This is a genomic window from Shinella sp. R2-11 (genome assembly GCF_055330205.1).
Genome location: NZ_JBVAPC010000009.1, coordinates 24677 through 51240 on the forward strand (window position 1 = coordinate 24677; position 26564 = coordinate 51240).

The following is a 26564-nucleotide window of genomic DNA, read 5'->3' on the forward strand; positions in this document are numbered from 1 at the left end:
ATAGTAAAATCGGTTTCTCTATCCATCAACCAGTTGCAATTCGCAATCGGTTTAGCGCAGCGGCACGGCCGCAACGGAGGACAGGACCATGGCAAGGCTGATCATCTGGAATCTCGTGACGCTCGACGGCTTCTTCGAGGGCGGGACGAAATGGGACCTCGGCTTCCACGGCAAGGCCTGGGGGCCGGAACTGGAAGCGCTCAGCATGGAGTTCGGCGCATCTGCGGGCCTCCTCGTCTTTGGCCGCGTCACCTATGAGGGCATGAAGGCCTACTGGACGACGACGGAGGACGAGGGCGAGGTGAAGACCTTCATGAACGCCCTGCCGAAGCTCGTCGCCTCGCGCACCCTCGCGTCCTCCGAGTGGAACAATACCGAGGTGACGGCCGATATCGTCGGCGAGCTCTCCCGCCGCAAGCAGGCGCTGGACAAGCCGATCTATGTCTTCGGCAGCGCCGAGCTGGCGGATTCACTGCTTGAAGCGGGGCTGGTCGACGAGGTGATGCTGGGCATCGTGCCGGTGCAGCTCGGCAAGGGCACGCCCTTCTTCAAGGGCGATGCGCGGCGCGACTTCGATCTCGTCGAGGCAAGGCCGCTTTCCAACGGCACGATCCTTACGCGCTATGCGCCGGAAGGCGTCAGCCTCTGAGATTGGTAAACCGCACCGAATAGATGCGGTCGCGGCCGAGCATGTGGGCGACGAGGCTCTGCCGGTCGAAGAGGCCGGTCATCGCCTTGTGACGCAGGTCGAGGCCGCCGGTCATGATGCCGAAGGCGGGCATCAAAAGGCGCCTGCCGTCGGTCGCAAAGCACGGGCGGCGCACCGCCTTCTCGCGGCGGATGACGGTGGCGGCCGGGTGCAGGTGCCCAGCGATCTCGCCGGCCGGGGAGAGGAGCGAGGGCTCGTGGCGGAAGGCAAGGCCGGCATAGTGGAGTTCGTCGGCCGATTGGCCGGGTAGGTCCACGGTGCCGTCCGGATCGTGGTTGCCATTGATCCAGATCCATTCGCGCCCGCGCGCAAGGTCCGAAATCTTCGCGCGAAAAATCTCCGGCAGATGGGCCGAGCCGACGCGGTCGTGGAAATTGTCGCCGAGGCTGACGACGATGGCGGGGTCGTGCCGGGTGATGACAGCCTCCAGCACCTTCAGCGTCGCCAGCGTATCGTAGGGCGGCAGCATCATGCCGCGGCGGGCGAATGCCGCGCCTTTCTCCAGATGCAGGTCCGAGACGACGAGGAGGCGCGTTTCCGGTAGGTAAAGCGCGCCGAGCGGATCGCACACCGCCTCGACGCCGGCGACGACGGTGCGGGCCGAGACCGCGCCGAAATCCTGAATATCCATCGATGCCAGCGCCAGTCTTTGCATGCGCGTCGTTCAGTCCCTAGATATTGGCCTCGCCCATCGCCTCGGCGATCAGGTCCTCGGCGGCTTCCGCCAGCAGAAAATCCTGCGCCTCGCCCGCCACCGTCTCCCTGCCGATCTCCAGCATGATCGGCACGGCGAGCGGCGAGATGCGGTCGAGCCGCCGGTGGGCGATGTGGCCCTTGATTCGGGCAAGCATATCGCCCAATCGCTGAATATCCAAAAGCCCCGCCGCCGCATCGGCGCGCGTGGCTTCGAGCAGGATGTGGTCCGGCTCGTGGCTCCTGAGCACGTCGTAGATGAGGTCGGCGGAAACCGTGACCTGCCGCCCGGTCTTTTCCTTGCCCGGATGGCGCTGCTCGATCAGCCCCGCGATCACGGCGCAATTGCGGAAGGTGCGCTTCAGCATGAAGCTTTCGTCGAGCCAGGCTTCCAGATCGTCGCCCAGCATGTCCTCGTCGAAGAGGTTTTCGAGCGACGGCCGCTCGACGGCGAAGGCATGGCCGAGGTCGTCGAGCGCCCAGATCGCCAGCGAATAGTCGGTGGCGACGAAGCCGAGCGGCCGCCGCCCCGCGCGCTCCAGCCGGCGCGTCAGCAGCATGCCGAGCGTCTGGTGCGCCAGCCGTCCCTCGAAGGGATAGGCGACCATGTAATGCCGGCTGCCGCGCGGAAAGGTCTCGATGAGGAGCTCGTCGCGTTTCGGCAGGGCGGAGACGTCGCGCTGGAGGGCGAGCCAGTCGCGCACCTGCTCGGGCAGTTCGCCCCAGCGGTGCGGATCGTCCAGCATGCCGCGCACCTGGTCGGCGAGATAGGTGGAGAGCGGGAACTTGCCGCCCGCATAGGCCGGCACCTTCGGATCGAGCGAGAAGGCCTGGGAAACGAGACATTCGTTCTCGCGGATGCCCTCGAAGCGCAGCACCTTGCCGGAGAACAGGAAGGTATCGCCGGGCGAGAGCATTTCGAGAAAATATTCCTCCACCTTGCCGAGCGAGGCCCCGCCGCGTCCGACCGCCCCCTTCGCGCCGCGCCTGACCATGCGCACGTTCAGCATCGGCATCTCGACGATGGTGCCGAGGTTCAGGCGGTATTGCTGGGCGACCCCCGGATTGGAGACGCGCCAGAGGCCGTCGACGGTCTTGCGGATGCGGGCATAGCGCTCGTAGGTCTTCAGCGCATAGCCGCCGGTGGCGACGAACTGCACGATCCGCCCGAACTTTTCGCGCGAAAGGCCGATATAGGGCGAGGCGGTGGTGATCTCGGCAAAGAGCGCGTCCTCGTCGAAGGGCGCGGCGCAGGCCATGCCGAGGACGTGCTGGGCGAGCACGTCGAGCGTGCCCTCGCCGACGGGGGGCGTGTCCTGCGCGCCGAGATAGTTGGCGTCGAGCGCCGCCTGGCACTCCATCACCTCGAACCGGTTGGCCGGCACGAGGATGGCGCGGCTCGGCTCGTCCATGCGGTGGTTGGCGCGGCCGATGCGCTGGGCGAGCCGCGAGGCGCCCTTCGGCGCGCCGACATGGATGACGAGATCGACATCGCCCCAGTCGATGCCGAGGTCGAGCGTCGAGGTGGCGACGACGGCGCGCAGGCGGTTCTCCGCCATGGCCTGCTCCACCTTGCGCCGCTGGCCGACATCGAGCGAGCCGTGGTGCAGGGCGATCGGCAGCGTGTCCTCGTTGATGTTCCACAGTTCCTGGAAGAGGATTTCCGCCTGGCTGCGCGTGTTGACGAAGAGCAGCGACGTCCTGTGCGCCTTGATCGCCGCATAGACCTCGGGCATCGCATATTTCGCCTGATGGCCCGACCACGGCACCCGCTCCTCGCTTTTGAGGATGGTGATGATCGGCTTCGCACCGCCCGGCGCTGTGACGAGCCCGGCATGGTTCTCCGCGTCCGGCGACTGCGCGACCAGCCAGCGGCGAAGGTCCATCGGCTCGGCGACGGTGGCCGAAAGGCCGATGGTGCTGAGGTCCGGCGCAAGCCGGCGCAGGCGCGCGAGGCCGAGCGAGAGGAGGTGCCCGCGCTTGGAGGTGACGAGCGAGTGCAACTCGTCGAAGATGACGTATTTCAGGTCCTTGAAGAAGCGCGGGGCCTCGCCGTTGGCGATGAGGAGGGCGACCTGTTCCGGCGTCGTCAGCAGGATGTCCGGCGGGTTGAGGCGCTGGCGCTGGCGCTTGGCCTGCGGCGTGTCGCCGGTGCGCGTCTCGATGGTGATCGACAGGCCCATTTCCGAGACGGGCTTCATCAGGTTGCGCTCGATATCGACGGCAAGCGCCTTCAGCGGCGAGATATAGAGCGTGTGGATGCCGGTGAAGGCGGAGCCGGGCGGGATTTTGCCGCGCTGAGCAAGGTCCGTCAGCGCCGGCAGGAAGCCGGCCAGCGTCTTGCCGGCGCCGGTGGGCGCGATCAGCAGCAGGCTCTCCCCCGCCGTGGCACGCGCCAGGAGCTCCATCTGGTGGGCACGCGGCTGCCAGCCCTTGGCCGCGAACCAGTCGGCGAAGGGTTTGGTAAGGAGGGAGGGGCTGGCGGTGGAATCGGCGGTGCTCACCGCCCTAAGCTAGTGAGCGGCGCGTGAATGTGAAGCCGTGGACCGAAAAAACAGCCTGCCGCCTAAGCGGTCAGTCGCGCCAGGAGAGGATCGTCATGAAGACGGGCGTCAGGACCAGCAGGCCCGCGATGGAAAACAACGGCCCGTAGAGGAGCGCGCTGAGGGGAATTTCGGAAAGGCATGTCCCGACCCCGTCAGGAAGGCAATCGTGCGGGCCGCCTTCGACGATGCCGTAGACGGGCAGAAACAGCCCCGCGACGATCAGGCTGGCGAGGATCGCCAGGATGGCGGAGAGGACAAGGCGGCCAAGGGTCTTCATGCCTCCGCAATACCGGGATTTCCCGCCCCGGCCAACGCCCCTACATGGCGATATAGCGGTCGGCGCGGTGGTTGACGGTGAGGAAGAGGTTCAGCACCACGGCGCCGACCACCGAGCAGAGCACGATGAAGGGTGCGGCGACGGCGAAGGCGGCGGCCAGCACGACGAGGTCGAAGGCGAGCTGGACGAGGCCGGCGGGCCAGCCGAAGCGCTCCTGCAGATAGACCGCGAGCACGCCGATGCCGCCGAGGCTGGCGCGGTGGCGGTAGAGGCCGAGCAGGCCGAAGCCGAGCAGGATGCCGGCCAGCACCGCCGTCCACATCGGATCGATGCTGTCGATGCTGAGGAAATGCGGCTGCAACTCGGTGATGAGCGAGGTGAGGGCGACGGCGGCGACGGTCTTGAGGGTGAAGGCCCGGCCGAGGCGCTTGAGGGCGAGGATGTAGAACGGGATGTTCACGACGGTATAGTAGAGGCCGAAGCTGACGCCCGTGAGATAATGCAGGATGAAGGCGACGCCGGCGGTGCCGCTGGCGACGAGGCCGGCGCTGCCCATCAGGGCAAGGCCGAGCGCGGCGATCATGCTGCTGGCGAAGAGGCCCTGCGCATCCTCCAGCAATGTATGGCGGGTGGGTGTGGGATTCCAGAAGCCGAAACGCCGCTTGTCCATGGCCGATCTCCGATGGTTCTCAGGTGCCGGCCTGGCCGTGGCGACGGGCGAGGAAGAGCAGGCCATGCACCGGCTGGCCGGCATCCCGGCGGATCACGCTTCTTTCGAGCGCGAGAAGGTTGAACCCGCTTTCGGCCAGCCGCCGGCGGATGAAGGCTTCCGGATGGGCATAGCGCAGGGAAGGGCGCAGCAGCGGCGCATCGCCCGTCCCGCCGTCCTCGACGGAAAAGGCGAAGAGCCCGCCCGGCCGCGCAAGGCGCGCCACGCTCGGGAAGACCTCGGCAAGGTCGCCGAGATACATCAGCACGTCCGCGGCGCTGACGAGATCGGCGCGCGCCTCCGGCCCGTCCGCGAAAAGGCCGCTTTCTTCGGCGGGAAGCGAAAGGTCGGCCTGGGCGAGACGGTCGTAGACGGCCTTTTCCTCCGCCTTGGCGAGCATGCCGGCGGAAAGGTCGAAGCCCTCCAGCCGGCCGGCATGGGTGCGGAATTCCACGCCGAAAAGGCCGGTGCCGCAGCCGATGTCGCAGACGAGGCCGAATTCGCTGTCCGTGCCCGCATGCTTCAGCACCAGCCGGGCGAGCGTCTGGGGAACGGTATAGTCGAGCTTTTCGACGAGCGCGGTGTCGAAGCGGTCGGCATAGTCGTCGAAGAGGCGCTCGACATAGGGCGTCGGGGGCGCGGCGGGCGGTTCGGCGGCGCCGAGCACGGCGAGCTTGAGGCTCGCGCCGAAGATGTCGGAAGGGTCGAGCGCGACGACCTTTTCGAGCGCGGCGGTCGCCGCCTCCTTCCGGCCCGATTTCTCGGCATATTCGGCGAGCCGGAACCACCCGGCGGCCCAGAGCGGCACCTGTTCGAGCGCCTGTTCCATGAGTTCCGCAGCCTCCGCGAACTCGCCGGATTCCGCGAACATGCGGGCATAGTCGGCGCGGCGGTCGGCGATGAGATCGCCGGAGGAGAAATGCGGGCTCGTCATGGGCACCTTTGATGCGGGAAAGCTGGCTGAGCTACATGGCAGGGCCGTTATAAAAGGCAAGCGATTTCTCATGAAGCCCGCTTGCTTGCCGCGGGAGCGGTGACGGCTTATCTGGAATGGACACGAATTTTTGGAGAATCAACCGATGTCGAATGGCGTGAACGGCTTTCTCGGCGACACACCGGTCCGCGTGATCGTCAAGCTGCTGATCCTGTCGGTGGCCGTGGGCTTCCTGATGTCGATCTTCGGGCTCTATCCGCATGACATCCTCATCGCCGCGCGCGATTTCATCATCGACCTGTGGAACACCGGCTTCAAGACGCTGGGCCGCCTCGGCGACTACCTGCTGCTCGGCGCCGCCATCGTCGTCCCCGTCTTCATCGTCATCCGTCTCTTGAGCTACCGCCGCTGATCATGATCTCCCGCAGACACTTCCTTGCCGCCTCCGGGGCGGCCGTCGCCGCGCTTGCCGCCGGCTGCACCACCCGCCCCCCGGCGCCTTCCGCCGGCACCGGCAGCGACCAGACCGCCGCCTCGCTCGCCTTCGTCAACAAGCTGCGCGCCACGCGCGGCCTGCCGGCGCTTGCCGCCGACGGCGCGGCGCAGCGCGCCGCCATGGACCAGGCAAGCCGCATGGCGGCCGCCGGCCGGATGGAGCACAATATCGGCCTCGGCGCGAATTTCGGCAAGCGCATGAAGGGCATGGACGTGGCGCTTCCGGCCGCCGAGAACATCGCCGCCGGGCAGGCGGGCGCGGCGGAGGCCTTCGAGGCCTGGCGCCAGTCGCCCAAGCACCTTGCCAACATGCTGGGCAACTATCGCGGCCTCGGCGTCGCGGTCGTCTCCAATCCGGCGTCCGGCAACCGGCGCTACTGGGCGATGGTGCTCTCGAACTGAGCGGGATTGCCCCTCACCCCAGTCCTCTCCCCGCAAGCGGGGAGAGGGAGCATGTTGTGCATGGGGCGAGGGGTGAGGAAAACGGTGCGGTTTACGTCCTTCTCCCCGCTCGCGGGGAGAAGGTGCCGGCAGGCGGATGAGGGGCTGCAAGGGCAGCGGGGGACGGAAACATGAGCGCAGCGACGATAGAGGAAAACGAAGGGGCCGGCCCCTTCGAGGTGACGCACCGGCTGGTGCTGTCCATCGCCATTCCCATGACGCTCGGCTTCCTGACGACGCCGCTGCTCGGCCTCACCGACACGGCGGTCGCCGGCCGGCTCGGTTCGGCCGATGCGCTGGCCGGCATGGCGGTCGGCTCGGTGCTCTTCGATCTCCTGCTCGGCAGCTTCAATTTCCTGCGCGCTTCCACCACCGGGCTCGTCGCCCAGGCCTTCGGGCGCGGCGACCGGCGCGAGGAGCAGGCGGTCTACTGGCGCTCGCTCACCATCGCGCTCTGTTGCGGCCTGGCGATCGCGCTGCTTTCGCCGCTCCTGCTCTCCGCCGGCCTCTTCCTGATGGCGCCGTCGCCGGCCGTCGCCGAGGTGACCTCGACCTATTTCACCATCCGCGTGCTCGCCGCGCCCATGGCGCTCGCCAATTATGCGCTGCTCGGCTTCGTGCTGGGGCGTGGGCAGGGCATGACGGGGCTCGCCCTGCAGGCGATCATCAACGGCATCAACATCGTGCTGTCGATCACCCTCGGCCTCGGGCTCGGCTGGGGCGTCGCCGGCATCGCCTGGGGCACCTTCACCGGCGAGACGGTCGGCATGCTCGCCGGCCTCCTCATCGTCGTCACCCGTTTCGACCGGGCGCAGCGCCCGGCAAGGGCGGAGATCTTCGCCCGCGCGCGCATGAAGGCGCTGTTTTCGCTCAACCGCGACATCATGATCCGCACCTTCGTGCTGATCGGCGCCTTCGCCATCATGACGCGCATCGGCTCCTCCATGGGCCCGCTGGTGCTGGCGGCCAATGCGGTGCTGATGAACATCTTCCTCGTCGCCGGCTATTATCTCGACGGCATCGCCAATGCGGCCGAGCAGCTCGTCGGCCGGGCCTTCGGCGCGAATTTCCGTCCGGCCTTCGACCGCGCCGTCCGGCTCACGTTCCTCTGGTCCTTCGGCCTCGGCATCGTGACGACGCTGCTCTTCCTTCTCTTCGGAACGAATGTGATCGGCTTCCTGACGACCACGGAAAGCGTGCAGGCGGAGGCCGTGAAATACCTGCCCTGGGCGGCGCTGACGGCGATCACCGGCGCGCTCGCCTTCCAGATGGACGGGGTCTATATCGGCGCGACCTGGTCCTCGGCCATGCGCAACATGATGCTGGTCGCCTTCGTCGGCTATCTCGCGGCGCTCGCCCTCTTCGTGCCGCTCCTCGGCAATCACGGGCTCTGGCTCGCGCTCAACCTGTTCCTGGCGTTTCGGGGGATTTTCCTGGCGCTCCGCCTGCCGGGGCTGGCGGGGCGGCAATTCGCTTGAGGCCTTTCAGCGGACCGGGCCGTCACAGGAGCTGGTCTAGCTGGGCGTCCATGTCGCGCGCGTCGAGGGGTTTTGTGACGCGGGCGGATTTCAGGTGGGTGATGCGGTCGGGATTTTCCGCCGTCGGGTTTTCCGGCACGGTGCCGGGCGGGAGCGCGTTGCGGGCGATATCGGCCCTGGCCGCCCGGTCGAGCCTTTCCTTCGGATGAAGGTCGGGGCGCAGGATGAGGCCGCTCCTGGCATGGGGGACGGCCTCGCCATCCTCCTCCGCTATCTCCGCCCGGGCGCGCAGCCAGTGCGAATATTCGCGGCCCTCCGGGCGGCCTTCCGCCTCCCAGATCGCGTGGACCCTTTGCCTGATACGTTCGTCGTGATCGTTCATCGTATCGTCCCTTCCTGGCCTTTTCGGCCGTTTCGGGCGGGATTGGTGCAGGCTACCGCGGTGCGAACCGGCTTCTGCCGAACACTCCACCCGCAAGGAGGAAACCCCTAGCGGGAAAGTTTGGTTCCCGTGTGACGATCAGAGGGGACGATCGGCCCAATGGGCCGTGCGCGTGCCGCAAAGCGCTGAGATGGAGGCGATCTGCTCGCGATCACAAATGCGCGAGAGGCCGTTCACGATCTCGCCCGGCAGCGTCGGGCCGGCATAGACCATGCAGGAATAGAGCTGCACGAGGTTCGCCCCGGCGCGGATCTTCTCCGCCGCCGTCTCCGGCGAGGAGACGCCGCCGACGCCGATGATCGGCAGGCTCTCGCCGACGCGCCGGCGCATCTTGGCAAGCACCACGGTCGATTTCTCGAAGAGCGGCCTTCCGGAAAGCCCGCCCGCCTCGCCCGCATGGCGGGTGTCGCGCAGCCCTTCGCGTGACAGCGTCGTGTTGGAGACGATGAGGCCGTCGAGCGGATGGGCGAGCGCCACCTCGGCGATGTCGTCGAGGCCTTCCTCGGTGAGATCGGGCGCGATCTTCAAGAAGACCGGCGCCGGGCGGCCGCTGCGGGTCTCTTCCTCGGCGCGGGCGGCGAGCACGGCCGATAGCAGCGCATGCAGGCTTTCCTTCGCCTGCAGGTCGCGCAGGCCCGGCGTGTTGGGCGAGGAGATGTTGGCGGTGAAATAACGCGCGACGTCGTAGAAGGTACGGATGCCGGCCACGTAATCGGCGATGCGGTCCTCGCTGTCCTTGTTGGCACCGATATTGACGCCGATCAGCGCATCGCGCCGGCAGGCCCCGAGGCGTCCGAGCGCGGCGGCATGGCCTTCATTGTTGAAGCCGAGGCGGTTGATGACGGCATCGTCTTCGATGAGGCGGAAGATGCGCGGCTTGGGATTGCCAGCCTGCGGGCGCGGCGTGACGGTGCCGACCTCGGTGAAGCCGAAGCCGAGGCGCAGCAGCGCCTCCGGCACCTCGGCATTCTTGTCATAGCCGGCGGCCATGCCGAGCGGATTGGGGAAGGCGATGCCGGCGACGGTCTGCGCCAGGCGCGGATCGGCCTTCACCGGGCAGGCGGGCACGACGCCGGCCTTCAGCGCGGCGATGGAAAGGCCGTGCGCGGTTTCGGGATCGAAGAGGAAGAGGCCCTTGCGGCCGAGGCTCGAGAGAAACGACATCAGAGGGACATCTCCGGAAACTGGTGGGCGCCGTCGCAGCCGAGCGGCAGGGGCTTTTCCCAGAGCACGGCGGAAAGCGGCAGGTCGGCATAAAGATGCGGGAAGAGATCGCCGCCGCGCGAGGGTTCGAAGACGAGATTTTCGCCGAGCGCATCGCCATCGATGGCGACAAGGAGAAGGTCGCTCTGCCCCACGAAATGGCGGGCGGCGGTCTCCTTCGCCTGAGCCGCGGTGGAGAAATGGATATAGCCGTCCGCAAGGTCGATGGCCGCGCCCTTGAAAATCCCGGCATCCTTCGCATCTTGCCACAGACTTGCCGGAACGATCTTGTAGATTGTTTTCGCCATCTCGTCCGTTCCTCCATTGGCTGCCGCGTTTGACGGTAGCGCTTGCCGCAAAGAACGGCGAATGTCCACCGGCGACAGGCCGCAAACCGGCTCTTGGAGGATTTTGCATGCAAATCTCTGCTCTGCCCCTGACCTTCGCCGCTCTCCTTCTGGCAGGCTCCGCCCATGCCGAGGGCGAGGGTCGCTACCGCATGGAGAAGACCGAGGCCGGCCTGGTGCGGCTCGACACGGTTTCCGGCGAGATTTCCCTCTGCCGCGAGCAGGAGGGCCAGATCGTCTGCCGCATGGCGGCGGACGAGCGCGCGGCTTTCGAAAAGGAACTCGATCTCCTCACGAAGCGCGTCGAAGCGCTCGAAAAGGGTGCCGCGAGCGGCCTGACGGCTGCAAAACCCTCGCTCCCGTCGGACGAAGAGATTGACCGGACCATGAGCATCATGGAAAAGATGATGCAAAGGTTCATGGGCATCGTGAAGAACCTGGAGGACGGCGAGGAGGAAGCCGCTCCCGGCAAGGCGGTGCCGCAGAAGACCTGACGGGCTTCCTGCGCCGGCAGAACCGTGCTGCGCCCGTCACATTCCTGGGAGGGAGCGCATGGCATCGGCACTCACGATCATCATCGCGGATGACCATCCGCTGTTCCGCGGCGCGTTGAAACAGGCGCTGACCGGAATGGCGGGCGGTCCGGACATCGTCGAGGCAGGCGATTTCGAGGCGGCGCGCAAGGCGGCCGCCGCCAATCCGGGCGCCGACCTCATGCTGCTCGACCTCGCCATGCCGGGTGTCAGCGGCCTTTCCGGCCTCATTTCGCTGCGGGCCGAGTTCCAGAGCCTTCCGGTCGTCATCGTCTCGGCGAGCGACGACGCGGCCACCATCCGCCGCGCGCTCGATCTCGGCGCCTCCGGCTTCATCTCCAAGTCCGCCTCCATCGAGGATATCCGCGAGGGGATAAGCTCGGTGCTGGAGGGCAATATCTATACGCCCGGCTTCTATGTGCGCGGGCCCGAGCAGGACAGCGAGGTGGCCGACCTCATCGCCCGGCTGCGCACGCTCACCCCGCAGCAGTCGCGCGTGCTCGCCATGCTGGCCGAGGGACTGCTCAACAAGCAGATCGCCTACGAGCTCGGCGTCTCCGAGGCGACCATCAAGGCCCATGTCTCGGCAATCCTCCTCAAGCTCAATGTCGACAGCCGCACCCAGGCGGTCATCCAGCTCGGCAAGATCGGCGCGGCGCAGGCGGCGGCGTGAATTTGTACAGAGTTATGTGATCGGTCTGATTAGCCGGCGGCAATGAGACGTTGGAGAGCCGTACTCCGAGGCCTCTCATGAAAACATTTCATGGAGGCGATAGGGACGGCGAGATGGATTTGACGATTTGGCAGCGATATCGTCGCTCCATTGAGATCGATCAAGCCTGTTCAACGCGAGACCTTCCCGTTTCGCCGCAATCGGTCAGTCGAAAAGGTTCTTCATGTCGCTTCTCGATGCGAACGCAATCCACCCAATCACACTGCCTGACGGCAGGGTGTATACGGACACGGTTTACCTGAAGAACGTCATCGACCATCCGCGTATCGAAATCGGCGACTTCAGCTATTTCACACATTCCGGAACGCCGGAAGAAACGGCCCAGATACTGGCACCTTATCTGGGTCACGGATGTCGCGAGCGACTGGTAATTGGCAAATTTGTGCAGATTGCTCGGGGCAGCTATTTCATAACCAGTTCAGCCAATCATCCGATGACTGGTTTCACAACATATCCATTTCGGATATTCAAACCCGAGACGTTTGGCTACAAAGACCTGCCGGTCAGAGATACGATCGTCGGCCATGATGTCTGGATCGGCCACGACGCGGCTATCATGCCTGGAGTGCGCATTGGTGCGGGCGCAATCGTTGCCGCAGCCTCGGTCGTCGCTCGCGATGTACCGCCTTATGCAGTGGTTGGTGGCAATCCAGCCGCCGTCATTAGAATGCGTTATCCCATCGAGGTGATAAACGACCTGCTCGATATTGCCTGGTGGGATTGGTCGATCGAGAAGATCGAAGCCAATTTGACAGCCTTGAGCAATGGTGACCTGGCCGCTCTCAAGATCGCCTAGCGCTGGGATTTCCACCTCATCGCGGCTGTACCCCCATACGCAGAGCCGAGGGGAGGGGGCCGATCAAAGCCTTGTCCGGTCATAGCCGCTTTACTCCGCCGCCTCCCGCTGCAACGCCGAAAACTGCGTCAGCCATGCCCGCATCGAGGCGGGGCGGACCGGCTTGTTCTGCACGAGCACATTGTCCCGCTCCGCCTCGGCCCGCACGTCGGGCGTGCGGTCGGCGGTGACCAGCAAGGCCGGCACCTCGCGGCCGAGCGCGGCGCGGAGCTTGCCGATGGCGGAAATGCCGGTGCCGTCGTCGAGGTGGTAGTCGGCGATCACGGCGTCGATGGCCGGCGGCTCGGCGGCGACCAGCGCCTCGACCGCCGCGACGGATTCGGCGAGCGTCACCGTGCAGCCCCAGCCGGAAAGCAGCAGCCGCATGCCGTCGAGGATCTTCGGTTCGTTGTCGATGCAGAGCACCCTGAGGCCCTTCAGCGGCTCGTCGCTGGCCGGCACTACGGCGGGCTTGTCGGCGACATGGCGGCTGGCGACCGCATCGACGGGCAGGCGCACCTTGAAGCTCGTGCCGCGCCCCGGCGTCGATTGCAGCTCGACGGGATGGGAGAGGACGCGCGAGATGCGGTCGACGATGGAAAGGCCGAGCCCGAGGCCCGGCGCGGTGCGCGCGCCCTCGTCGAGCCGGGCGAATTCCTTGAAGACGGTGCGGAATTTCGAGGCGGGGATGCCGATGCCGGAATCGAGCACCTGGATATAGGCATGCCCGCCCTTGCGCCGCACGCCGACGAGCACCTTGCCGGAATTGGTGTATTTGATGGCGTTCGAGACGAGGTTCTGCACGACGCGGCGCAGGAGATTGGGGTCCGTGCGGATGGCGAGCGAGGAGGGGAGCACGGTGAACCTGAGGTTCTTCGCGCGGGCGACGGGCGCGAAATCGGTCTCGATGCGCTTCAGAAGGTCCTTGAGCGGAACCGTCTGCACGCGCGGCTTCATCGCGCCGGTGTCGAGGCGGGAAATGTCGAGCACCGCGCCGAGGATCGCCTCCACCGATTCCAGCGAGGAATCGATATTGTGGATCATCGCCCGGTTCTCCGTGTCGCCCAGCCGCTCGACCAGCGAGGAGGAATAGAGCCGCGCCGCATTGAGCGGCTGGAGGATGTCGTGGCCGGCGGCGGCGAAGAAGCGCGTCTTGCTGATATTGGCTTCTTCCGCGGCGGCGCGCGCCTCGGCAAGCTCGGTGTTGACGCGGGTGAGCTCGACGGTGCGCTGGGCGACGCGCTGCTCCAGCGTCTCGTTGACCTGTTTGAGCGCGCGGTCGGCGGCGACGCGGTCGGTGATGTCGGTATAGGTGGAGACGAACCCCTTTTCCGGCATGGCATTGGTGCGGATCTCGATGATGCGCTCGCCGCCGGAAAGCACCAGCGCGAAGGGCTCGTCGAAGGTCATGGTGCGGACGATCGCCGCCTCCTGGTCGGCCTCGGCGATATCGCCGCGCTCGACGAGGATCTCCACGATATCGGCAAGCGGAAAGCCGACCTGGCCGACATATTCCGGCAGGTCGAGGAGCTGGCGGAAGCGGCGGTTCCAGACGGTGAGATTGCCCTCGCTGTCGAAGACGGCGATGCCCTGGTCCATCTGGCCGAGCGCGGTCTGCAGCATGTCCTGATTGTATTGCAGCGCTTCGCTGGCCTGGTCGAGCAGCCAGTCGGTGTCCGTCGGCGTGTCGTCGATGCGCTGGAGCACGAGCGAGAGCACGAGGCGGGCGGAGGACGAGCCGATGGCGCTGCCGAGGAGCTGCTCGGAGAAATGCACGATGGCGGCGTCGGCCGGCGCATTGTCCTCCAGCCAGCGGCCGACCTGCCGCTCATAGGTATGGAAGGAGCGCTGCATGCGCTCCTCGCCGAGATATTTGGCGATTGTGCTCTTGAGGTCCTTGACCGTCACCTTCGTGCGCCGGCCGCGGAAGGCCCTTTCGAGGCGCGGCTTGGAGCGGATGAAGGTGCCGGCCTGGAGGCGTTCCAGCGAGGTCGGGTTGCGGGTGAGCGAGCCGACGACATAGGCCCCGACATTGACCAGCATGGCGATGAGGGTCGCGTTGACCAGCGGGTCGGCGGCATCCCCGGTGAAAATGGTGGAGCCGGGGAAGAGGAAGCCGAGGATGGTCTCGGCGACATAGGCGTTGTCCGCGACGCCGATGCTCGGCAGGAAGAGCAGGTAGGCCCAGACGACGAGGCCGGAGATCATGCCGGCCATGGCCCCGCGCGCATTGGCGCTGCGCCAGAAGAGGCCGCCGAGCAGCGCCGGGGCGACCTGCGCCGCCGCCGCGAAGGCGAGGAGGCCCATGGAGGCAAGGCCCGCATTGGCCGTCGCCGCGCGGTAGTAGGCATAGCCGAGCAGCAGCACGAAGAAGATGGCGAGCCGGCGGATGCGCAGCAGCATGCGCGACAGGTCGTCCTGCTGCTCGACGCCGCCGATGAGGTTTCGCCTGAGCACGACCGGGATGACGATGTCGTTCGACACCATGATGGAGAGCGCCACCGAGGCGACGATGACCATGGCGGTGGCGGCGGAAAAGCCGCCGATGAAGGCGACGAGCGTCAGCACCGGCTGGTCGAGCGCGAAGGGCAGGGTCAGCACGTAGAGGTCGCCGTCGCCCTGGCCGTTGAAGGTCATCACGCCGCCGATGGCGACGGGCAGGACGAAGAGGTTGATGGCGACGAGATAGAGCGGGAAGAGGATGCCCGCCGTACGCAGTTCGCCCGCCGTGCGGTTCTCCACCACCGTCACGTGGAACTGGCGCGGCAGCATGACGATGGCGAAGGCCGACAGCACGATGAGCAGGATCCAGCGCGCCACCGGCGTCTCGTAGGTCAGCGCCTGCATGACGCGCGGGCTTTGCGAGGCGCGCTGCCACAGATCGCCCGGCCCGTCGAACATCCCGAAGATGACGTAGAGCCCGACCGAGGCGATGGCGATGAGCTTGACCAGCGATTCCATCGAGATCGCGAGGATGAGGCCGTCCTGGTGCTCGGTCGCGTCCGTGTGGCGCGTGCCGAAGACGATGGCGAAGCAGGCGAGGAAGAGCGTCACGACCAGCGGCAGGTCGATGAGCCCGCCCGAGGCGGCGATGCCGAAGCCGGTCGTGTCGACCATGGCGGCGACGGAGCTGGAGACCGCCTTGAGCTGCAGCGCGATATAGGGGATGTAGCCGATCAGCGAGATCAGCGCGACGACGGCGGCGACGCCGGGATTCTTGCCGTAGCGTGCGGCGACGAAGTCGGCGATGGAGGTGAGGCGCTCGGATTTCGCCAGCGTCACGATGCGGCGGATCAGCGGCATGCCGAGCGTGAACATCAGGATCGGGCCGATATAGATGCCGGCGAATTCCAGCCCGTTGGTGGTGGCGAGCCCCACGCCGCCGAAATAGGTCCAGGAGGTACAGTAGATGGCAAGGCTGAGCGCATAGACGAGCGGCCGGCCTTTCGACGAGCGGCCGGAATGCTTGGCCTTGCGGTCGCCGTAACTTGCGACCGCGAAGAGCAGGAGCAGGTAGGCGAGCGCCAAGGCGAATATCAGCGAGCCCGGCATGCTTCCTCCCGCAGTCCTTCGGCCTTTCCGGCGAGAATAGGCCAAAGCGGACGGGAAGGAAATTGCGCCGAAGGTCGGGGTTGGAAATGTTCGCCTGTGCAAAGCGCCGTCAGATTGGCAATTGGCAGTTTCAACCCATGAAAAACTAAATTAGTCTGCTTTTGCGTCGCAGCAACAGGAGACCCTCATGCTCAATGAGTTCAAGGCGTTTATCGCCCGCGGCAATGTCATGGACCTCGCCGTGGGTGTCATCATCGGTGCAGCCTTCAACAAGATCGTCGAATCCGTCGTGAACGACCTTGTCATGCCGATCGTCGGCGCCTTGACGGGGGGAGGTTTCGACTTTTCCAACTACTTCATCGCGCTGTCGGGCAATGTGACGGCCTCTTCGCTGGCCGCCGCCCGCGAACAGGGCGCGGTCTTCGCCTACGGCAATTTCATCACCGTCCTCATCAATTTCCTCATCCTCGCCTGGATCATCTTCCTGATGATCAAGGGCGTGAACCGCATGCGCACCTCGCTGGAAAAGGAAAAGGCCGAGGGCGCCGCCGAGCCGGCCCCGCCGCCGGAAGACGTGCTGCTCCTCACGGAAATCCGCGACCTGCTCAAGAGCCGCCCGGCGGTTTGAGGTCTTCAGCACCGCGTTCAATGAAGAAAGGCCCGGTTTCCCGGGCCTTTTTGCCATGTATCAGGCCGTCGCGCCGGCCGTTTTCGTCTGGTGGACCTCGACGAGGCTCGGCCCCTCGCGTTCCCCCGCCCGCTCCAGCGCCGCCGGCAGGTCCTTGACGTCCGCGAGCCGTTCGGAGGGCACGCCATAGGCGGTGCCGATGGCGATGAAATCGGGGGCGGAGGGTTTTACGCCCTCGGGCGTGATCCCTGCGTCGATCATGAAGTTCTCGATCTCCTGGTAGCCGTCATTGTTCCAGACGAGGAAGATGACGCGCGCCCCGGCATCCGCCGCCGAGCCGATCTCCGACAGGGAAAACTGCAGCCCGCCGTCGCCGACGAGGCAGATGATCGGCGCATCGGGCTCGGCCAGCGCCGCGCCGACGGCGGCGGGCGGGGCGTAGCCGAGCGCGCCGTAGCCCGTCGCGGCGTTGAACCAGCTCCGCGCGCGCGGCGCGTCGCAATAGTAGTTGCCGGCATAGACGGCCTGCGTCGAGTCGCCGACGACGATCGCCTTCGGCAGCGTGCGCCAGATCGCGTCGATGACGCCGATCTCCGCCTGCATCTTGGGCGTCAGCTCCTTCCACGCTCCCTTGCGCGCGGCCTCGGCGCGGGAGACGCCCTCGCTGATCGGCTTGTGCCCTTCGAGGAAGCCGATCATGCCGGCGGCGGCCGTCTTGGCGCTGGAGAAGATGGAAAGGCTCGTCTGCGGCGTGCGAGCGAGCTGCGCAGCGTCGATGTCGACGCGGATCAGCGTCTTCAGGCGCGGGAAGCCGCCATCGACGTTGATGTCGTAGTCCGTCGGGCCGAATTCCGTGCCGAAGGCGACGACGAGGTCGGCCTCGGAAAGCAGCCGCCGCACCGCCTTCAGGCTGGGGCTGGCCGGCACGCGCAGCGGGTGGCCGGCGAGCATGCCGCGGGCATTGACGGTGGTGACGACCGGCGCGCCGATGCGCTCGGCAAGGTCGCGGATCTCCTCTTCCGCCGTGATCGCGCCACCGCCCGCAAGGATGACCGGGCGCGAGGCGTTGGTGCAGAGGATGGCGGCGCGCTGCAGCGTCTCCGCATCGGCGCGCGGGCGCGTGGCGACGGCGGCCGGGAAGCTGCCGGTCTCGATGGGCTTGGCCATCACGTCGGTCGGGATCTCGATATGCACCGGGCCGGGGCGGCCGGAGAGCAGCACGGCGAAGGCGCGCTCGACGACGAGTGGCAGGTCGGCGGGGTTGAGCAGCGTGTGCGAATAGAGCGCCAGCGTCTTCATCATGCCCTGCTGGTCCGGCAGCTCGTGCAGCAGGCCGCGGCCGTGGCCGAGCGAATCGCGCTTGTTGACGCCGGAGATCACCAGCATCGGCACGGAATCCTGCCGCGCCTGCGCCATCGCCGTGATGGTGTTGGTAAGGCCGGGCCCGGTGATGACGAGCGCGACGCCCGGCTTGCCGGAAACGCGCGCATAGCCGTCGGCCATGAAGCCGGCGCCCTGTTCGTGGCGCGGGGTGATGTGGCGGATCTTCGAGGCGGCAAGGCCCCGGTAGAGCTCGACCGTGTGCACGCCCGGAATGCCGAAAACCACCTCGACGCCGTTGGCTTCCAAAAGGTCGACGAGAACTTCCCCGACGGTCTTCGTGGTCATGCGCAGCGCTCCTTGGGGCTCGTGGCGCGGGCGGCGAGCGCCGTGATGCGCCGGCACGCCTCGTCGATATGGGTGTCCGGAACGGTGAGGCTGAGGCGGATGAAACCCTCCGCCTGCTCGCCGAAGGAGGAGCCGGGCATCGTCGCCACGAATTCCTCGCGCAGCAGCGCCCAGGCGAAATCCTCGCCGCTCATGCCGGTCTGCGAGACGTCGACCACGATGAACATGCCGGCTTCCGGCGGCAGCGGCACGAGGCCGGGCGCGCGGGAGAGCGCTTCGGCAAAGCGCTCGGCCCGCGCCTGATAGCTTCGGCGCATGATGGCGGCGGTCGCGATGGGATTGTCGAGCGCATAGGCCGTCATGTCGGCGATGAAGGGCTGGCCGCCGAACAGCATGGTCTCGGAGACGGCGAGCAGCCGCGCGCAGAACTCCGTCGGGCCGATCGCCCAGCCGCTGCGGAAGCCCGGCGCGGCGTGCGACTTGGAGATGGACGAGACGACGACGGTGCGCTCGGCAAGGTCCTTGTTGTCGAAGGGCGAGGCGAAGGCGCCGTGGAAGACGAGCTGCTCGTAGACCTCGTCGCAGACGATCCAGAGGTCGTGCCTGCGGCTGACGGCGCCGATCTCGGCGATCTCCTCCGCCGTGAGCACGGCCCCGGTCGGGTTGTGCGGCGTGTTGAGCAGCAGCACGCGGCATTGCGGCGTGATGGCGGCCTCGAGGTCCGCGGCCTTCATGTGGAAGCCGTTTTCCGGGCGCAGCGGCACGGGCACGCAGCTGGCGCCCGTCGCGCGGATGACGCCCTCGTAGCTGGCATAGAGCGGATCGCCGACGAGCACCGCGTCGCCCGCCTCCACGAGGCCGAGCATCACGGCGAAAAGAGCGGTCTGCGTGCCGGGAAAGCACAGGACGTTCTCCGCGGTCACGTCGCTGCGGCGCTTCTGGTACTTGCGCACCAGCGCGCCGACGACGGCCGGTTCGCCCCGGCCGTTGGAATAGCGGTGGCGGCCGGCATGCATGGCGCGGGTGGCTTCGGCAAGCAGCGTCGGGTCGGGCGCCACGTCGGGCTCGCCGATGGTCAGCTCGATGACGGGCTTGCCCTCGGCCTTCATGCGCCGCGCTTCGGCATGGATGGCCCATTTCTCCGAGCCGAGATTTTGAAGCCGGTCTGTGATGGATGCATAGCGCATGGCCGTCCTCCCTGTGAAATGTCGTTTAGCCCTTGGCGGGCCTGAAGGTCAGTCCGAGAAGCGTCTCGATGGTGGAGAGCGCGATCCCGACGAGCTCGCTTTCGCCGAAGAGCTCGCCGGCAAGGCAGCCTTCCAGCCACAGGCCGTCGAGCAGGCCGTTGATGGCGATGGCGAGCCGCCGGCAGCGCTCCGGCGAGGCGTCGACGCCGCGCTCGGTGAGGAAATCCGCGAGCAGCCCCTCCAGTGCGTTGCGGAAGCCGAGATAGCCTTCGCGATGGATCGCGGCAAGCTCGGGATCGACGCTGACGCGGCTGATGAACGAGGCCCAGAGCGAGAGGCTGCGGCTGTTGGCGACCGGCTCCGTCAGGTTGATGACGATGAAGTCGACGAGCCGGGTTTCCGGATCGCCCGTCACCCGCTCGGCCTTCTCGGTGAGCCGGGCGATGACGATCCGGTAGGCTTCCTGCAGGATATGCTCCTTGGACTGGAAGTAATGCCGGATGAGGCCCGCCGTGACGCCCGCCTTGATGGCGATCTGCCGGACCGTCGCGCCCTCGAGGCCATATTCCGCGATGCAGTCGAGCGTCGCCTCGATCAGGTCGTGGCGGCGTTCGGCTTCGGGAGCGCGATGAAAGGTCCGGCGGGCCATTTGTCCTCCTGTCAGGCCGCCCGGCGCAGCACCGGCCGCGTCAGGCAGGTCGGGCCACCCTCGCAGGCGATGCACAGCGCATCGGCCTCGAAGGTCTCGACCTTGCAGCCGGCCGCTTCCATGGCCGCCTTGGTGGCGGGGAAGCCTTCCACCATGATGACCTCGTAGGGGCGGGTCGGCAGCACGTTGAGCGACAGGCCGTTGCTGGCGTGGAACTCTTCCGCCGGCGCCTCGATGAGGCGCACGCCGCGCTTCTTCAGCATCTGGTAGAAGGCGGCCGGCAGCAGCGGAGCGAAGACGAGCGCGAGGTCCTCGGCCAGCGGGCTCATCACGCTCATCAGGTGGAGGCAGGCTTCCTCGCCCTGCCAGAGCGGCAGGTCGTAGGCGAGTACGCTGACGCCGTGCGGCGCGAGCATCCGCGTCAACTGGTCGATGCCTTCCTGGTTGGTGCGCACGCCGCGGCCGACGACGAGGGTCTTCGCGTCGAGCCAGATGCAGTCGCCCCCCTCGACGGTGCCCTCGCCCTCGATACGGCCGAGGATCGGGATCTGGCGCTCGGCATAGGCCTTTTCATGCAGGGCCGTTTCGGAAACGCGCAGCGGCTTGCCCATGCGCAGGAGGATCGCGCCGTGGTCGGACATCAGCGACGGGTCGTGCGTGAACATGGCGTCGGCGAGGCCATCGCCCTCGTCCTCCAGCCAGATGATCTCGGTGCCGGACTTTTCCACCAGCTCGGCAAAGGCCTTGTACTGGTGAACGGCGCGCGCGCCGTCGAAGGTCGGGCCGTAGTGCCACTTGGACGGGGCGGCGGCCTTCAGGCTTGCGCCCGGCCGGCGCATCAGCACGCGCAGCAGAGGGGCCGACATTTCCTGCGAACCGTAGGCGGTCATTCAATGCTCCTCAAAGGAAAATTCATCTTGGACGGGCGCTGCCAGAAAAGTCAGCGATGCGATTATTATACGCTTGAATAATTTCTTAACAAGTGCCACGATGGCTTCAACAAGACGAAACGACGGGCCGAAGATGCCCGCGGGAACGCTGAAAACAGGGGAATTTGGCATGGGGCATGCATCGACTTTCCGTGCGCTGGAGACCGCTCCGCGATGACGGAACGCGCCGAGGCAATCGCGGTCACGGACCTGCACAAGCGCTTCGGGCCTCTGGAGGTTCTCAAGGGCGTATCGCTGACCGCGCACGAGGGCGACGTCATCGCCATCATCGGCGGTTCGGGCTCGGGCAAGTCGACCTTCCTTCGCTGCATCAACATGCTGGAGCTGCCGAGCGCCGGCACGGTGACGATCCATGGCGAGACCATCGCCATGAAGAAGGACGGCCACGGCGGCATGATGCCGTCCGACCGCAGGCAGGTCCAGCGCATCCGCTCCCGCCTCGGCATGGTCTTCCAGAGCTTCAATCTGTGGCAGCACATGACGATCCTCGAAAATGTCATCGAGGCGCCGGTCCATGTGCTGGGCGTGAAGAAGGACGAGGCGATCGAGCGGGCCGAGGCGCTGCTGCGCCGCGTCGGGCTGCACGAGAAGCGCGATGCCTATCCCGCCTTCCTTTCCGGCGGCCAGCAGCAGCGCGCGGCCATCGCCCGCGCGCTCGCCATCCAGCCCCATGTCATGCTCTTCGACGAGCCGACCTCCGCCCTCGACCCGGAACTGGTCGGCGAGGTGCTTTCCGTCATCGGCGACCTTGCCAAGGAGAAGCGCACGATGATCCTCGTCACCCACGAGATGAAGTTCGCGCGCAACGTGGCGAGCCATGTCGTGTTCCTGGCGGGCGGCGTCATCGAGGAACAGGGGCCGCCCGACGAGATCTTCGGCGCGCCGAAATCCGAGCGCCTCAGGAAGTTCATCAGCTCCATCCACTGAGAACCATAAGACCAACAGAGGGAAGAACATGAAGAATGCCTTGAAGACAATCGCCCTTGCCGCCGCCATCGGCCTTGCGGCCATTTCGGGCGCGGCCGCCGAGCAGGTTCGCGTCGGCTTTGCCGCCGAGCCCTATCCGCCCTTCACCTCGCCGGATGCCTCGGGCAACTGGGAAGGCTGGGAAGTGGACTTCATGAAGGCGATCTGCGCCGAAGCCAAGCTCGACTGTGTCATCACGCCGGTCGCCTGGGACGGCATCATCCCGGCGCTGACCACCAACAAGATCGACATGATCATCGGCTCCATGTCGATCACGCCGGAGCGCCAGCAGACCATCGACTTCTCCGACAAATATTACAACTCGCTGCCGGGCGTCATCGGCCCGAAGGACCAGACGTTCGAGCCGACGCCCGAGGGCCTTGCCGGCAAGACGCTCGGCGTTCAGGTGGCGACCATCCACCAGGTCTATGCCAACAAGTATTTCGCCCCGGCCGGCGTGACGGTCAAGGAATACCAGACGCAGGACGAGGCCAACAACGACCTCGCTTCCGGCCGCATCGATGCGGTGCAGGCCGATTCCGTCGCCATGCTGGAATTCCTCAAGTCCGAGCAGGGCGCGGCATGCTGCGACATGAAGGGCATGGTCAAGGACGATCCGGAAGTCCTCGGCCTCGGCGTCGGCGTCGGCCTGCGCAAGGGTGAGACCGAGCTGAAGGACAAGATCAACGCCGCGATCAAGGCGATCCGCGAGAACGGCACCTATGAGGAGTTCTCGAAGAAGTATTTCGACTTCGACATCTACGGCGGCTGATCGGGGGAAGACCCCTCCCCAACCCCTCCCCACAAGGGGGAGGGGCTTTCCTGCCCCGCTCCACGTGCGGGATGGGGCAGGCGCTCGCCTCATCCTTTCTCCCCCTTGTGGGGGAGATGGCCGGCAGGCCAGAGGGGGTAAGGCAAGCGCCGGCTTTCAGGATGATTCTGCACGCAAGGAAACTGAAACCCCATGGCCGATGCCGGATCGCTGATCAACTGGAGCCTGCTTGCCATCCAACCGCCCGGCTGGGGCGGGGTTCTGCTGGGCGGGCTCTGGAATTCCATCCAGATCGCCGTCGGCGGCTACGGGCTCGGCCTCGTCCTCGGCACCGGCGGCGCCATGGGCAAGCTCTATGGCGGGCCGGTCACGAAGGACCTGCTGGAGGTCTATACGACCTTGGTGCGCGCGGTGCCCGAGCTCGTGCTGATCCTCATCCTCTATTATGCCGGCACGGACGTGCTGAGCCAGATGTCCGCGGCGCTTGGCTGGGGCGCGGTCGATATCAGCGGCCTTGCCGCCGGCATCTTCGTCATCGGCGTCGTGCAGGGCGCCTATTCCACCGAGGTGCTGCGCGGCGCGATCAAGGCGGTGCCGGCGGGCGAGATCGAGGCGGCGCGCGCCTATGGCATGTCGCCGACGCAGATCATGCGCCGCGTCACGCTGCCGGCCATGCTGCCGCACGCCATTCCCGGCCTTTCCAACCTCTGGCTGATCGCCACCAAGGATACGGCGCTGCTCGCCGTCGTCGGCTTCAGCGAGCTGACGCTCGTCACGCGCCAGGCGGCGGGCAGCACCAAGGCCTATCTTCTCTTCTTCTGCGCGGCGGGCGTGCTCTACCTGATGATCACGCTGATCTCGAACGTGCTGATCGGCTTCATCGAGCGCCACTACCGGCGTGGCATGACGAGGCCGGCCTGATGAGCGAGCAAACCGTTTCCGCCATGGCGCTGACCGAGCTGCCCTCGAAGAAAAGCTTCTTCAGGCCGCACCGCATCGTGCTGATGGCGATCGCCGCCATCCTCGTCTTCTGCGTCGTCTGGTTCATGCGCTGGGACTGGGTGCCGAAATATTCCGGCCGCCTTGCCTATGGCGTCGGCGTCACGCTGCTGATGCTGTTCAGCACCTCGATCCTCGGCTTCCTCCTCGCCGTGCCGATCGGCCTCGTGCAGGTGACGGGGCCTTGGCCGCTCAAGATGCTGGCCAAGGGCTTCTGCACCGTCATCCGCGGCACGCCGCTGCTGTTGCAGCTCTGGCTGCTCTATTACGGGCTCGGCTCGCTGTTCCCGCAGTTCCCGAGCATACGCAGCTCCTTCCTGTGGCCCTATCTGCGCGAGGCCTGGCCCTATGGCGTGGCGGCGCTGACGATTTCCTTCGCCGCCTATGAGGGCGAGGTGATGCGCGGCGCCTTTGCCGGCGTGCCGCGCGGGGAGCTGGAAGCCGCCCGTGCCTATGGCATGAGCCCGTTCACGGCCTTTCGCCGCATCTGGCTGCCGCGCGCCGTGCACCGCGCCCTGCCGACGCTGAACGGCGAGACCGTGCTCCAGCTGAAATCGACGCCGCTGGTCGCGACCATCACGGTGATCGACGTCTATGCCGTCATCTCCAAGGTGCGGCAGGAGACCTACATCACCTATGAGCCGCTATTGCTGCTGGCGCTCATCTATCTCTGCCTGACGGCCATCCTGGTGGTCGCCTTCCGCTATTTCGAAAGCAAGATCCCGACGCGTGGTGCCTAGATGACGATCCATACGACCCTGCTCAATTCCATGCCGGAACTGGTGGCGATCCGCCGCGACCTGCACGAGCACCCCGAACTTGGCCTCGAGGAGGTCCGCACCTCCGACGTCATCGCCCGGCATCTCGAAAGCTACGGCTACAAGGTGACGCGCGGCCTTGCCAGGACCGGCCTCGTCGCGACGCTGACGAACGGCACGGGCAGCCGGTCCATCGGCATCCGCGCCGATATCGATGCGCTGCCGATCCAGGAGGAGACGGGCCTTGCCTATGCCAGCAAGACGCCGGGCAAGATGCATGCCTGCGGCCATGACGGCCACACCACCATGCTGCTCGGCGCGGCGAAGGCGATTGCCGAGCGGCGCAATTTCGACGGCACGGTGCACCTGATCTTCCAGCCGGCGGAGGAGAATTTCGGCGGTGCGAAGATCATGGTGGAGGAGGGGCTATTCGAGAAATTCCCCTGCGACGCCGTCTTCGCGCTCCACAACGAGCCGAACCTGCCCTTCGGCCAGTTCGCGCTACGCGAGGGGCCGATCATGGCGGCGGTCGACGAGGCGCGCATCACGGTCAACGGCGTTGGCGGCCACGGCGCCGAGCCGCAGGAGACGCTGGATCCCATCGTCTGCGGCGCCTCCATCGTCATGGCGCTGCAGACCATCGTGTCGCGCAACATCCATCCGCTCGACCCGACGGTGGTGACGGTCGGCTCGTTCCATGCCGGCTCGGCCAGCAACATCATCCCGAGCCGGGCGGAAATCGTCGTCGGCATCCGCTCCTTCGATCCGGCCGTGCGCGACGAGCTGGAGCGCCGCATCCGCCTTATCGCCGAGCGGCAGGCCGAGAGCTACGGCATGAGCGCGGCGGTGAACTACCAGCGCTTCTACGACGCGACCGTCAACCACAAGGCCGAGACCGATCTGGTGCGTGCCCTCGCCACCCGCTTCGCCGGCGCCGACAAGGTGGTCGATCTCGAGCGTCCCTTCATGGGCAGCGAGGATTTCGCCTATATGCTCAAGGCGCGGCCGGGCACCTATTTCTTCCTCGGCGGCAGTACCGGCGGGAACGACAGGTCGCTCCATCACCCCGGCTATAACTTCAACGACGATCTTCTGCCCGTCGGTGCCGCCTTCTGGACGGAGCTCGCCGAGCATTATCTGCGCGCCGCCTGAGACTGGGGCTTAAAACGCGGCCCGGCATTTCCCGCCAGGGGCGGAAAGAGGGGCGAGAGGGAATCGCCAGCGTCTCTTCGGGCCGCCCGCGGCTTGTGATTTGTCACATTTCCGACACAATTGGACGGACGCCGGAGGGCGTTTCAGGGGCGATTTTTTGATCGTCACACATTCGTGAAACTCTTGAAATCGTCAATTGCGATGATAACGCCGCAAAGGTTAACGCGGCGAAGGCGCTCTGCATTTTCTGCGTGCGGTCCCGCCGCCTGGCCGGCAAGCCAGAAAATTTAACATGTTAAATCAATTTCTTGCGGCAGCGAAAGCGCGCATGAAAAAACCGTCCATCCGGACGGTTTGATGCCGTTTCCCGCATTCCGGTTGTGCGCCGGAACGGCGATTTTCACTGTTCAAAAAACGTTGACGGTTGTTTCCAATTCGGGACCCTTGCGTCCCACAAATTGAGGGACCATCTTTAATTCACGAAAGCGGCACACACCGCTTCCGGAAAGACAACCGAAGGAAAGACGATGTCGGGAATGTTGAAGCAAAGAGAGCTGTGAGCGCCCCGAACTGGCCCGCCCCGGTAATCGAGCAAGACCGCACCGCCGCTTCCTCCGGAACACATATAGGAAAGGACTACGACAATGACCAAGACCCTCAACACCGCTTTCGCCGCCGCTCTTGCAGCAGCCTCCCTCTTCGGCGCCTCCGCCGCCTTCGCCGGTGGCGACTACTATGTCGGCGGTTCGCCGGATGCCGTTAAGCCCGCCCAGCACGAGCGCCTCGACCGGTTCCAGACCAACAGCATCGGCGATCGCCATGTGGTGATCCGGCGCGAAGCCTCCATGCCGAAGCCCTACGACCATGGCGACTATCGCCCGGCCGGCAACTACCAGAACTGATCCCTG

Annotated in this window: 27 protein-coding genes; 14 read left to right on the forward strand and 13 right to left on the reverse strand. The window is 66.2% G+C overall.

Features of this window, described 5'->3' with window-relative positions:
• Positions 1 to 88: 88 nt before the first annotated feature.
• Complete coding sequence (locus tag ACZ1A1_RS20520; RefSeq protein ID WP_463621376.1) at positions 89 to 649, forward strand: dihydrofolate reductase family protein; 561 nt, start codon at positions 89 to 91, stop codon at positions 647 to 649.
• Here the strand turns inward: ACZ1A1_RS20520 and pdeM are convergent.
• From pdeM to ACZ1A1_RS20545, 5 genes are all read right to left on the reverse strand, one after another.
• Positions 639 to 1364, reverse strand: a complete 726-nt coding sequence (pdeM, locus tag ACZ1A1_RS20525; RefSeq protein ID WP_463621377.1) for a ligase-associated DNA damage response endonuclease PdeM — start codon at positions 1362 to 1364, stop codon at positions 639 to 641. The two genes, ACZ1A1_RS20520 and pdeM, sit on opposite strands and share 11 nt — an antisense overlap.
• Positions 1365 to 1380: 16 nt before the next feature.
• Positions 1381 to 3906, reverse strand: coding sequence for a ligase-associated DNA damage response DEXH box helicase (locus ACZ1A1_RS20530; RefSeq protein WP_463621379.1), 2526 nt, complete (start codon positions 3904 to 3906; stop codon positions 1381 to 1383).
• Between the two features lie 70 nt (positions 3907 to 3976).
• On the reverse strand, positions 3977 to 4225 hold the full coding sequence (locus ACZ1A1_RS20535; RefSeq protein WP_463621381.1) for a hypothetical protein: 249 nt from the start codon (positions 4223 to 4225) through the stop codon (positions 3977 to 3979).
• 40 nt (positions 4226 to 4265) lie between these two features.
• Positions 4266 to 4895 (reverse strand): YitT family protein, encoded by a 630-nt coding sequence (locus ACZ1A1_RS20540; RefSeq protein WP_415214976.1) that lies wholly within the window; start codon positions 4893 to 4895, stop codon positions 4266 to 4268.
• 19 nt (positions 4896 to 4914) lie between these two features.
• A complete protein-coding gene (locus ACZ1A1_RS20545; protein ID WP_463621382.1) occupies positions 4915 to 5868 on the reverse strand; it encodes a methyltransferase domain-containing protein in 954 nt (317 codons plus the stop codon).
• A 145-nt stretch (positions 5869 to 6013) separates the two neighbouring features.
• Here ACZ1A1_RS20545 and ACZ1A1_RS20550 point away from each other — a divergent pair, with 145 nt between their 5' ends.
• From ACZ1A1_RS20550 to ACZ1A1_RS20560, 3 genes are all read left to right on the forward strand, one after another.
• On the forward strand, positions 6014 to 6280 hold the full coding sequence (locus ACZ1A1_RS20550) for a DUF6460 domain-containing protein (protein WP_463621383.1): 267 nt from the start codon (positions 6014 to 6016) through the stop codon (positions 6278 to 6280).
• A 2-nt stretch (positions 6281 to 6282) separates the two neighbouring features.
• Positions 6283 to 6765, forward strand: a complete 483-nt coding sequence (locus ACZ1A1_RS20555) for a CAP domain-containing protein (RefSeq protein ID WP_463621384.1) — start codon at positions 6283 to 6285, stop codon at positions 6763 to 6765.
• 170 nt (positions 6766 to 6935) lie between these two features.
• Positions 6936 to 8282, forward strand: a complete 1347-nt coding sequence (locus ACZ1A1_RS20560; RefSeq protein WP_463621385.1) for an MATE family efflux transporter — start codon at positions 6936 to 6938, stop codon at positions 8280 to 8282.
• Positions 8283 to 8304: 22 nt separating this feature from the next.
• Here the strand turns inward: ACZ1A1_RS20560 and ACZ1A1_RS20565 are convergent, their stop codons facing one another.
• The 3 genes from ACZ1A1_RS20565 to ACZ1A1_RS20575 all read right to left on the reverse strand — a co-directional run bounded on the left by ACZ1A1_RS20565 (position 8305) and on the right by ACZ1A1_RS20575 (position 10304).
• The gene (locus ACZ1A1_RS20565) at positions 8305 to 8664 is read right to left on the reverse strand and encodes a DUF2934 domain-containing protein (RefSeq protein ID WP_463621386.1); all 360 of its coding nucleotides are present in this window, start codon (positions 8662 to 8664) and stop codon (positions 8305 to 8307) included.
• 138 nt (positions 8665 to 8802) lie between these two features.
• Positions 8803 to 9888, reverse strand: a complete 1086-nt coding sequence (locus ACZ1A1_RS20570; protein WP_463621387.1) for a quinone-dependent dihydroorotate dehydrogenase — start codon at positions 9886 to 9888, stop codon at positions 8803 to 8805.
• Positions 9888 to 10304 (reverse strand): DUF952 domain-containing protein, encoded by a 417-nt coding sequence (locus ACZ1A1_RS20575; RefSeq protein ID WP_463621388.1) that lies wholly within the window; start codon positions 10302 to 10304, stop codon positions 9888 to 9890. The genes ACZ1A1_RS20570 and ACZ1A1_RS20575 overlap by 1 nt, the downstream gene beginning before the upstream one ends.
• Before the next feature lie 38 nt (positions 10305 to 10342).
• Between ACZ1A1_RS20575 and ACZ1A1_RS20580 the strand changes: the two genes are divergently transcribed.
• From ACZ1A1_RS20580 to ACZ1A1_RS20590, 3 genes are all read left to right on the forward strand, one after another.
• A complete protein-coding gene (locus tag ACZ1A1_RS20580; RefSeq protein ID WP_463621389.1) occupies positions 10343 to 10768 on the forward strand; it encodes a hypothetical protein in 426 nt (141 codons plus the stop codon).
• Between the two features lie 58 nt (positions 10769 to 10826).
• Positions 10827 to 11480 (forward strand): response regulator, encoded by a 654-nt coding sequence (locus ACZ1A1_RS20585; RefSeq protein ID WP_463621390.1) that lies wholly within the window; start codon positions 10827 to 10829, stop codon positions 11478 to 11480.
• A gap of 223 nt (positions 11481 to 11703) precedes the next feature.
• On the forward strand, positions 11704 to 12336 hold the full coding sequence (locus ACZ1A1_RS20590; protein ID WP_463621391.1) for a CatB-related O-acetyltransferase: 633 nt from the start codon (positions 11704 to 11706) through the stop codon (positions 12334 to 12336).
• 90 nt (positions 12337 to 12426) lie between these two features.
• On the opposite strand, the gene ACZ1A1_RS20595 is transcribed toward ACZ1A1_RS20590, so the two are convergent.
• On the reverse strand, positions 12427 to 15927 hold the full coding sequence (locus ACZ1A1_RS20595; protein WP_463621392.1) for a hybrid sensor histidine kinase/response regulator: 3501 nt from the start codon (positions 15925 to 15927) through the stop codon (positions 12427 to 12429).
• 187 nt (positions 15928 to 16114) lie between these two features.
• On the opposite strand from ACZ1A1_RS20595, the gene mscL reads away from it, so the two are divergent.
• On the forward strand, positions 16115 to 16555 hold the full coding sequence (mscL, locus tag ACZ1A1_RS20600; protein ID WP_463621393.1) for a large conductance mechanosensitive channel protein MscL: 441 nt from the start codon (positions 16115 to 16117) through the stop codon (positions 16553 to 16555).
• Between the two features lie 60 nt (positions 16556 to 16615).
• Here the strand turns inward: mscL and ACZ1A1_RS20605 are convergent, their stop codons facing one another.
• The 4 genes from ACZ1A1_RS20605 to ACZ1A1_RS20620 are packed head-to-tail and all read right to left on the reverse strand — an operon-like array spanning position 16616 to position 20949.
• Positions 16616 to 18223 (reverse strand): 5-guanidino-2-oxopentanoate decarboxylase, encoded by a 1608-nt coding sequence (locus tag ACZ1A1_RS20605; protein ID WP_463621394.1) that lies wholly within the window; start codon positions 18221 to 18223, stop codon positions 16616 to 16618.
• Positions 18220 to 19410: a pyridoxal phosphate-dependent aminotransferase gene (locus ACZ1A1_RS20610; RefSeq protein ID WP_463621395.1), complete on the reverse strand. Its 1191-nt coding sequence runs from the start codon at positions 19408 to 19410 to the stop codon at positions 18220 to 18222. The genes ACZ1A1_RS20605 and ACZ1A1_RS20610 overlap by 4 nt, the downstream gene beginning before the upstream one ends.
• A 25-nt stretch (positions 19411 to 19435) precedes the next feature.
• A complete protein-coding gene (locus ACZ1A1_RS20615; protein WP_415213346.1) occupies positions 19436 to 20059 on the reverse strand; it encodes a TetR/AcrR family transcriptional regulator in 624 nt (207 codons plus the stop codon).
• An 11-nt stretch (positions 20060 to 20070) separates the two neighbouring features.
• Positions 20071 to 20949, reverse strand: coding sequence for a dimethylarginine dimethylaminohydrolase family protein (locus ACZ1A1_RS20620; RefSeq protein ID WP_463621396.1), 879 nt, complete (start codon positions 20947 to 20949; stop codon positions 20071 to 20073).
• Between the two features lie 213 nt (positions 20950 to 21162).
• Here ACZ1A1_RS20620 and ACZ1A1_RS20625 point away from each other — a divergent pair, with 213 nt between their 5' ends.
• The 6 genes from ACZ1A1_RS20625 (at position 21163) to ACZ1A1_RS20650 (ending at position 26558) form a co-directional block, all read left to right on the forward strand.
• The gene (locus ACZ1A1_RS20625; protein ID WP_463621397.1) at positions 21163 to 21936 is read left to right on the forward strand and encodes an ABC transporter ATP-binding protein; all 774 of its coding nucleotides are present in this window, start codon (positions 21163 to 21165) and stop codon (positions 21934 to 21936) included.
• A gap of 28 nt (positions 21937 to 21964) precedes the next feature.
• Positions 21965 to 22747: a transporter substrate-binding domain-containing protein gene (locus ACZ1A1_RS20630; protein WP_463621398.1), complete on the forward strand. Its 783-nt coding sequence runs from the start codon at positions 21965 to 21967 to the stop codon at positions 22745 to 22747.
• A gap of 192 nt (positions 22748 to 22939) precedes the next feature.
• Positions 22940 to 23668: an ABC transporter permease gene (locus tag ACZ1A1_RS20635; protein WP_313194547.1), complete on the forward strand. Its 729-nt coding sequence runs from the start codon at positions 22940 to 22942 to the stop codon at positions 23666 to 23668.
• Positions 23668 to 24486: an ABC transporter permease gene (locus ACZ1A1_RS20640; protein ID WP_463621399.1), complete on the forward strand. Its 819-nt coding sequence runs from the start codon at positions 23668 to 23670 to the stop codon at positions 24484 to 24486. The genes ACZ1A1_RS20635 and ACZ1A1_RS20640 overlap by 1 nt, the downstream gene beginning before the upstream one ends.
• Entirely contained in the window at positions 24487 to 25656 is a 1170-nt protein-coding gene (locus ACZ1A1_RS20645) for a M20 aminoacylase family protein (RefSeq protein WP_463621400.1), read from the forward strand.
• 644 nt (positions 25657 to 26300) lie between these two features.
• Positions 26301 to 26558: a hypothetical protein gene (locus tag ACZ1A1_RS20650; protein WP_313194544.1), complete on the forward strand. Its 258-nt coding sequence runs from the start codon at positions 26301 to 26303 to the stop codon at positions 26556 to 26558.
• Positions 26559 to 26564 lie beyond the last annotated feature (6 nt).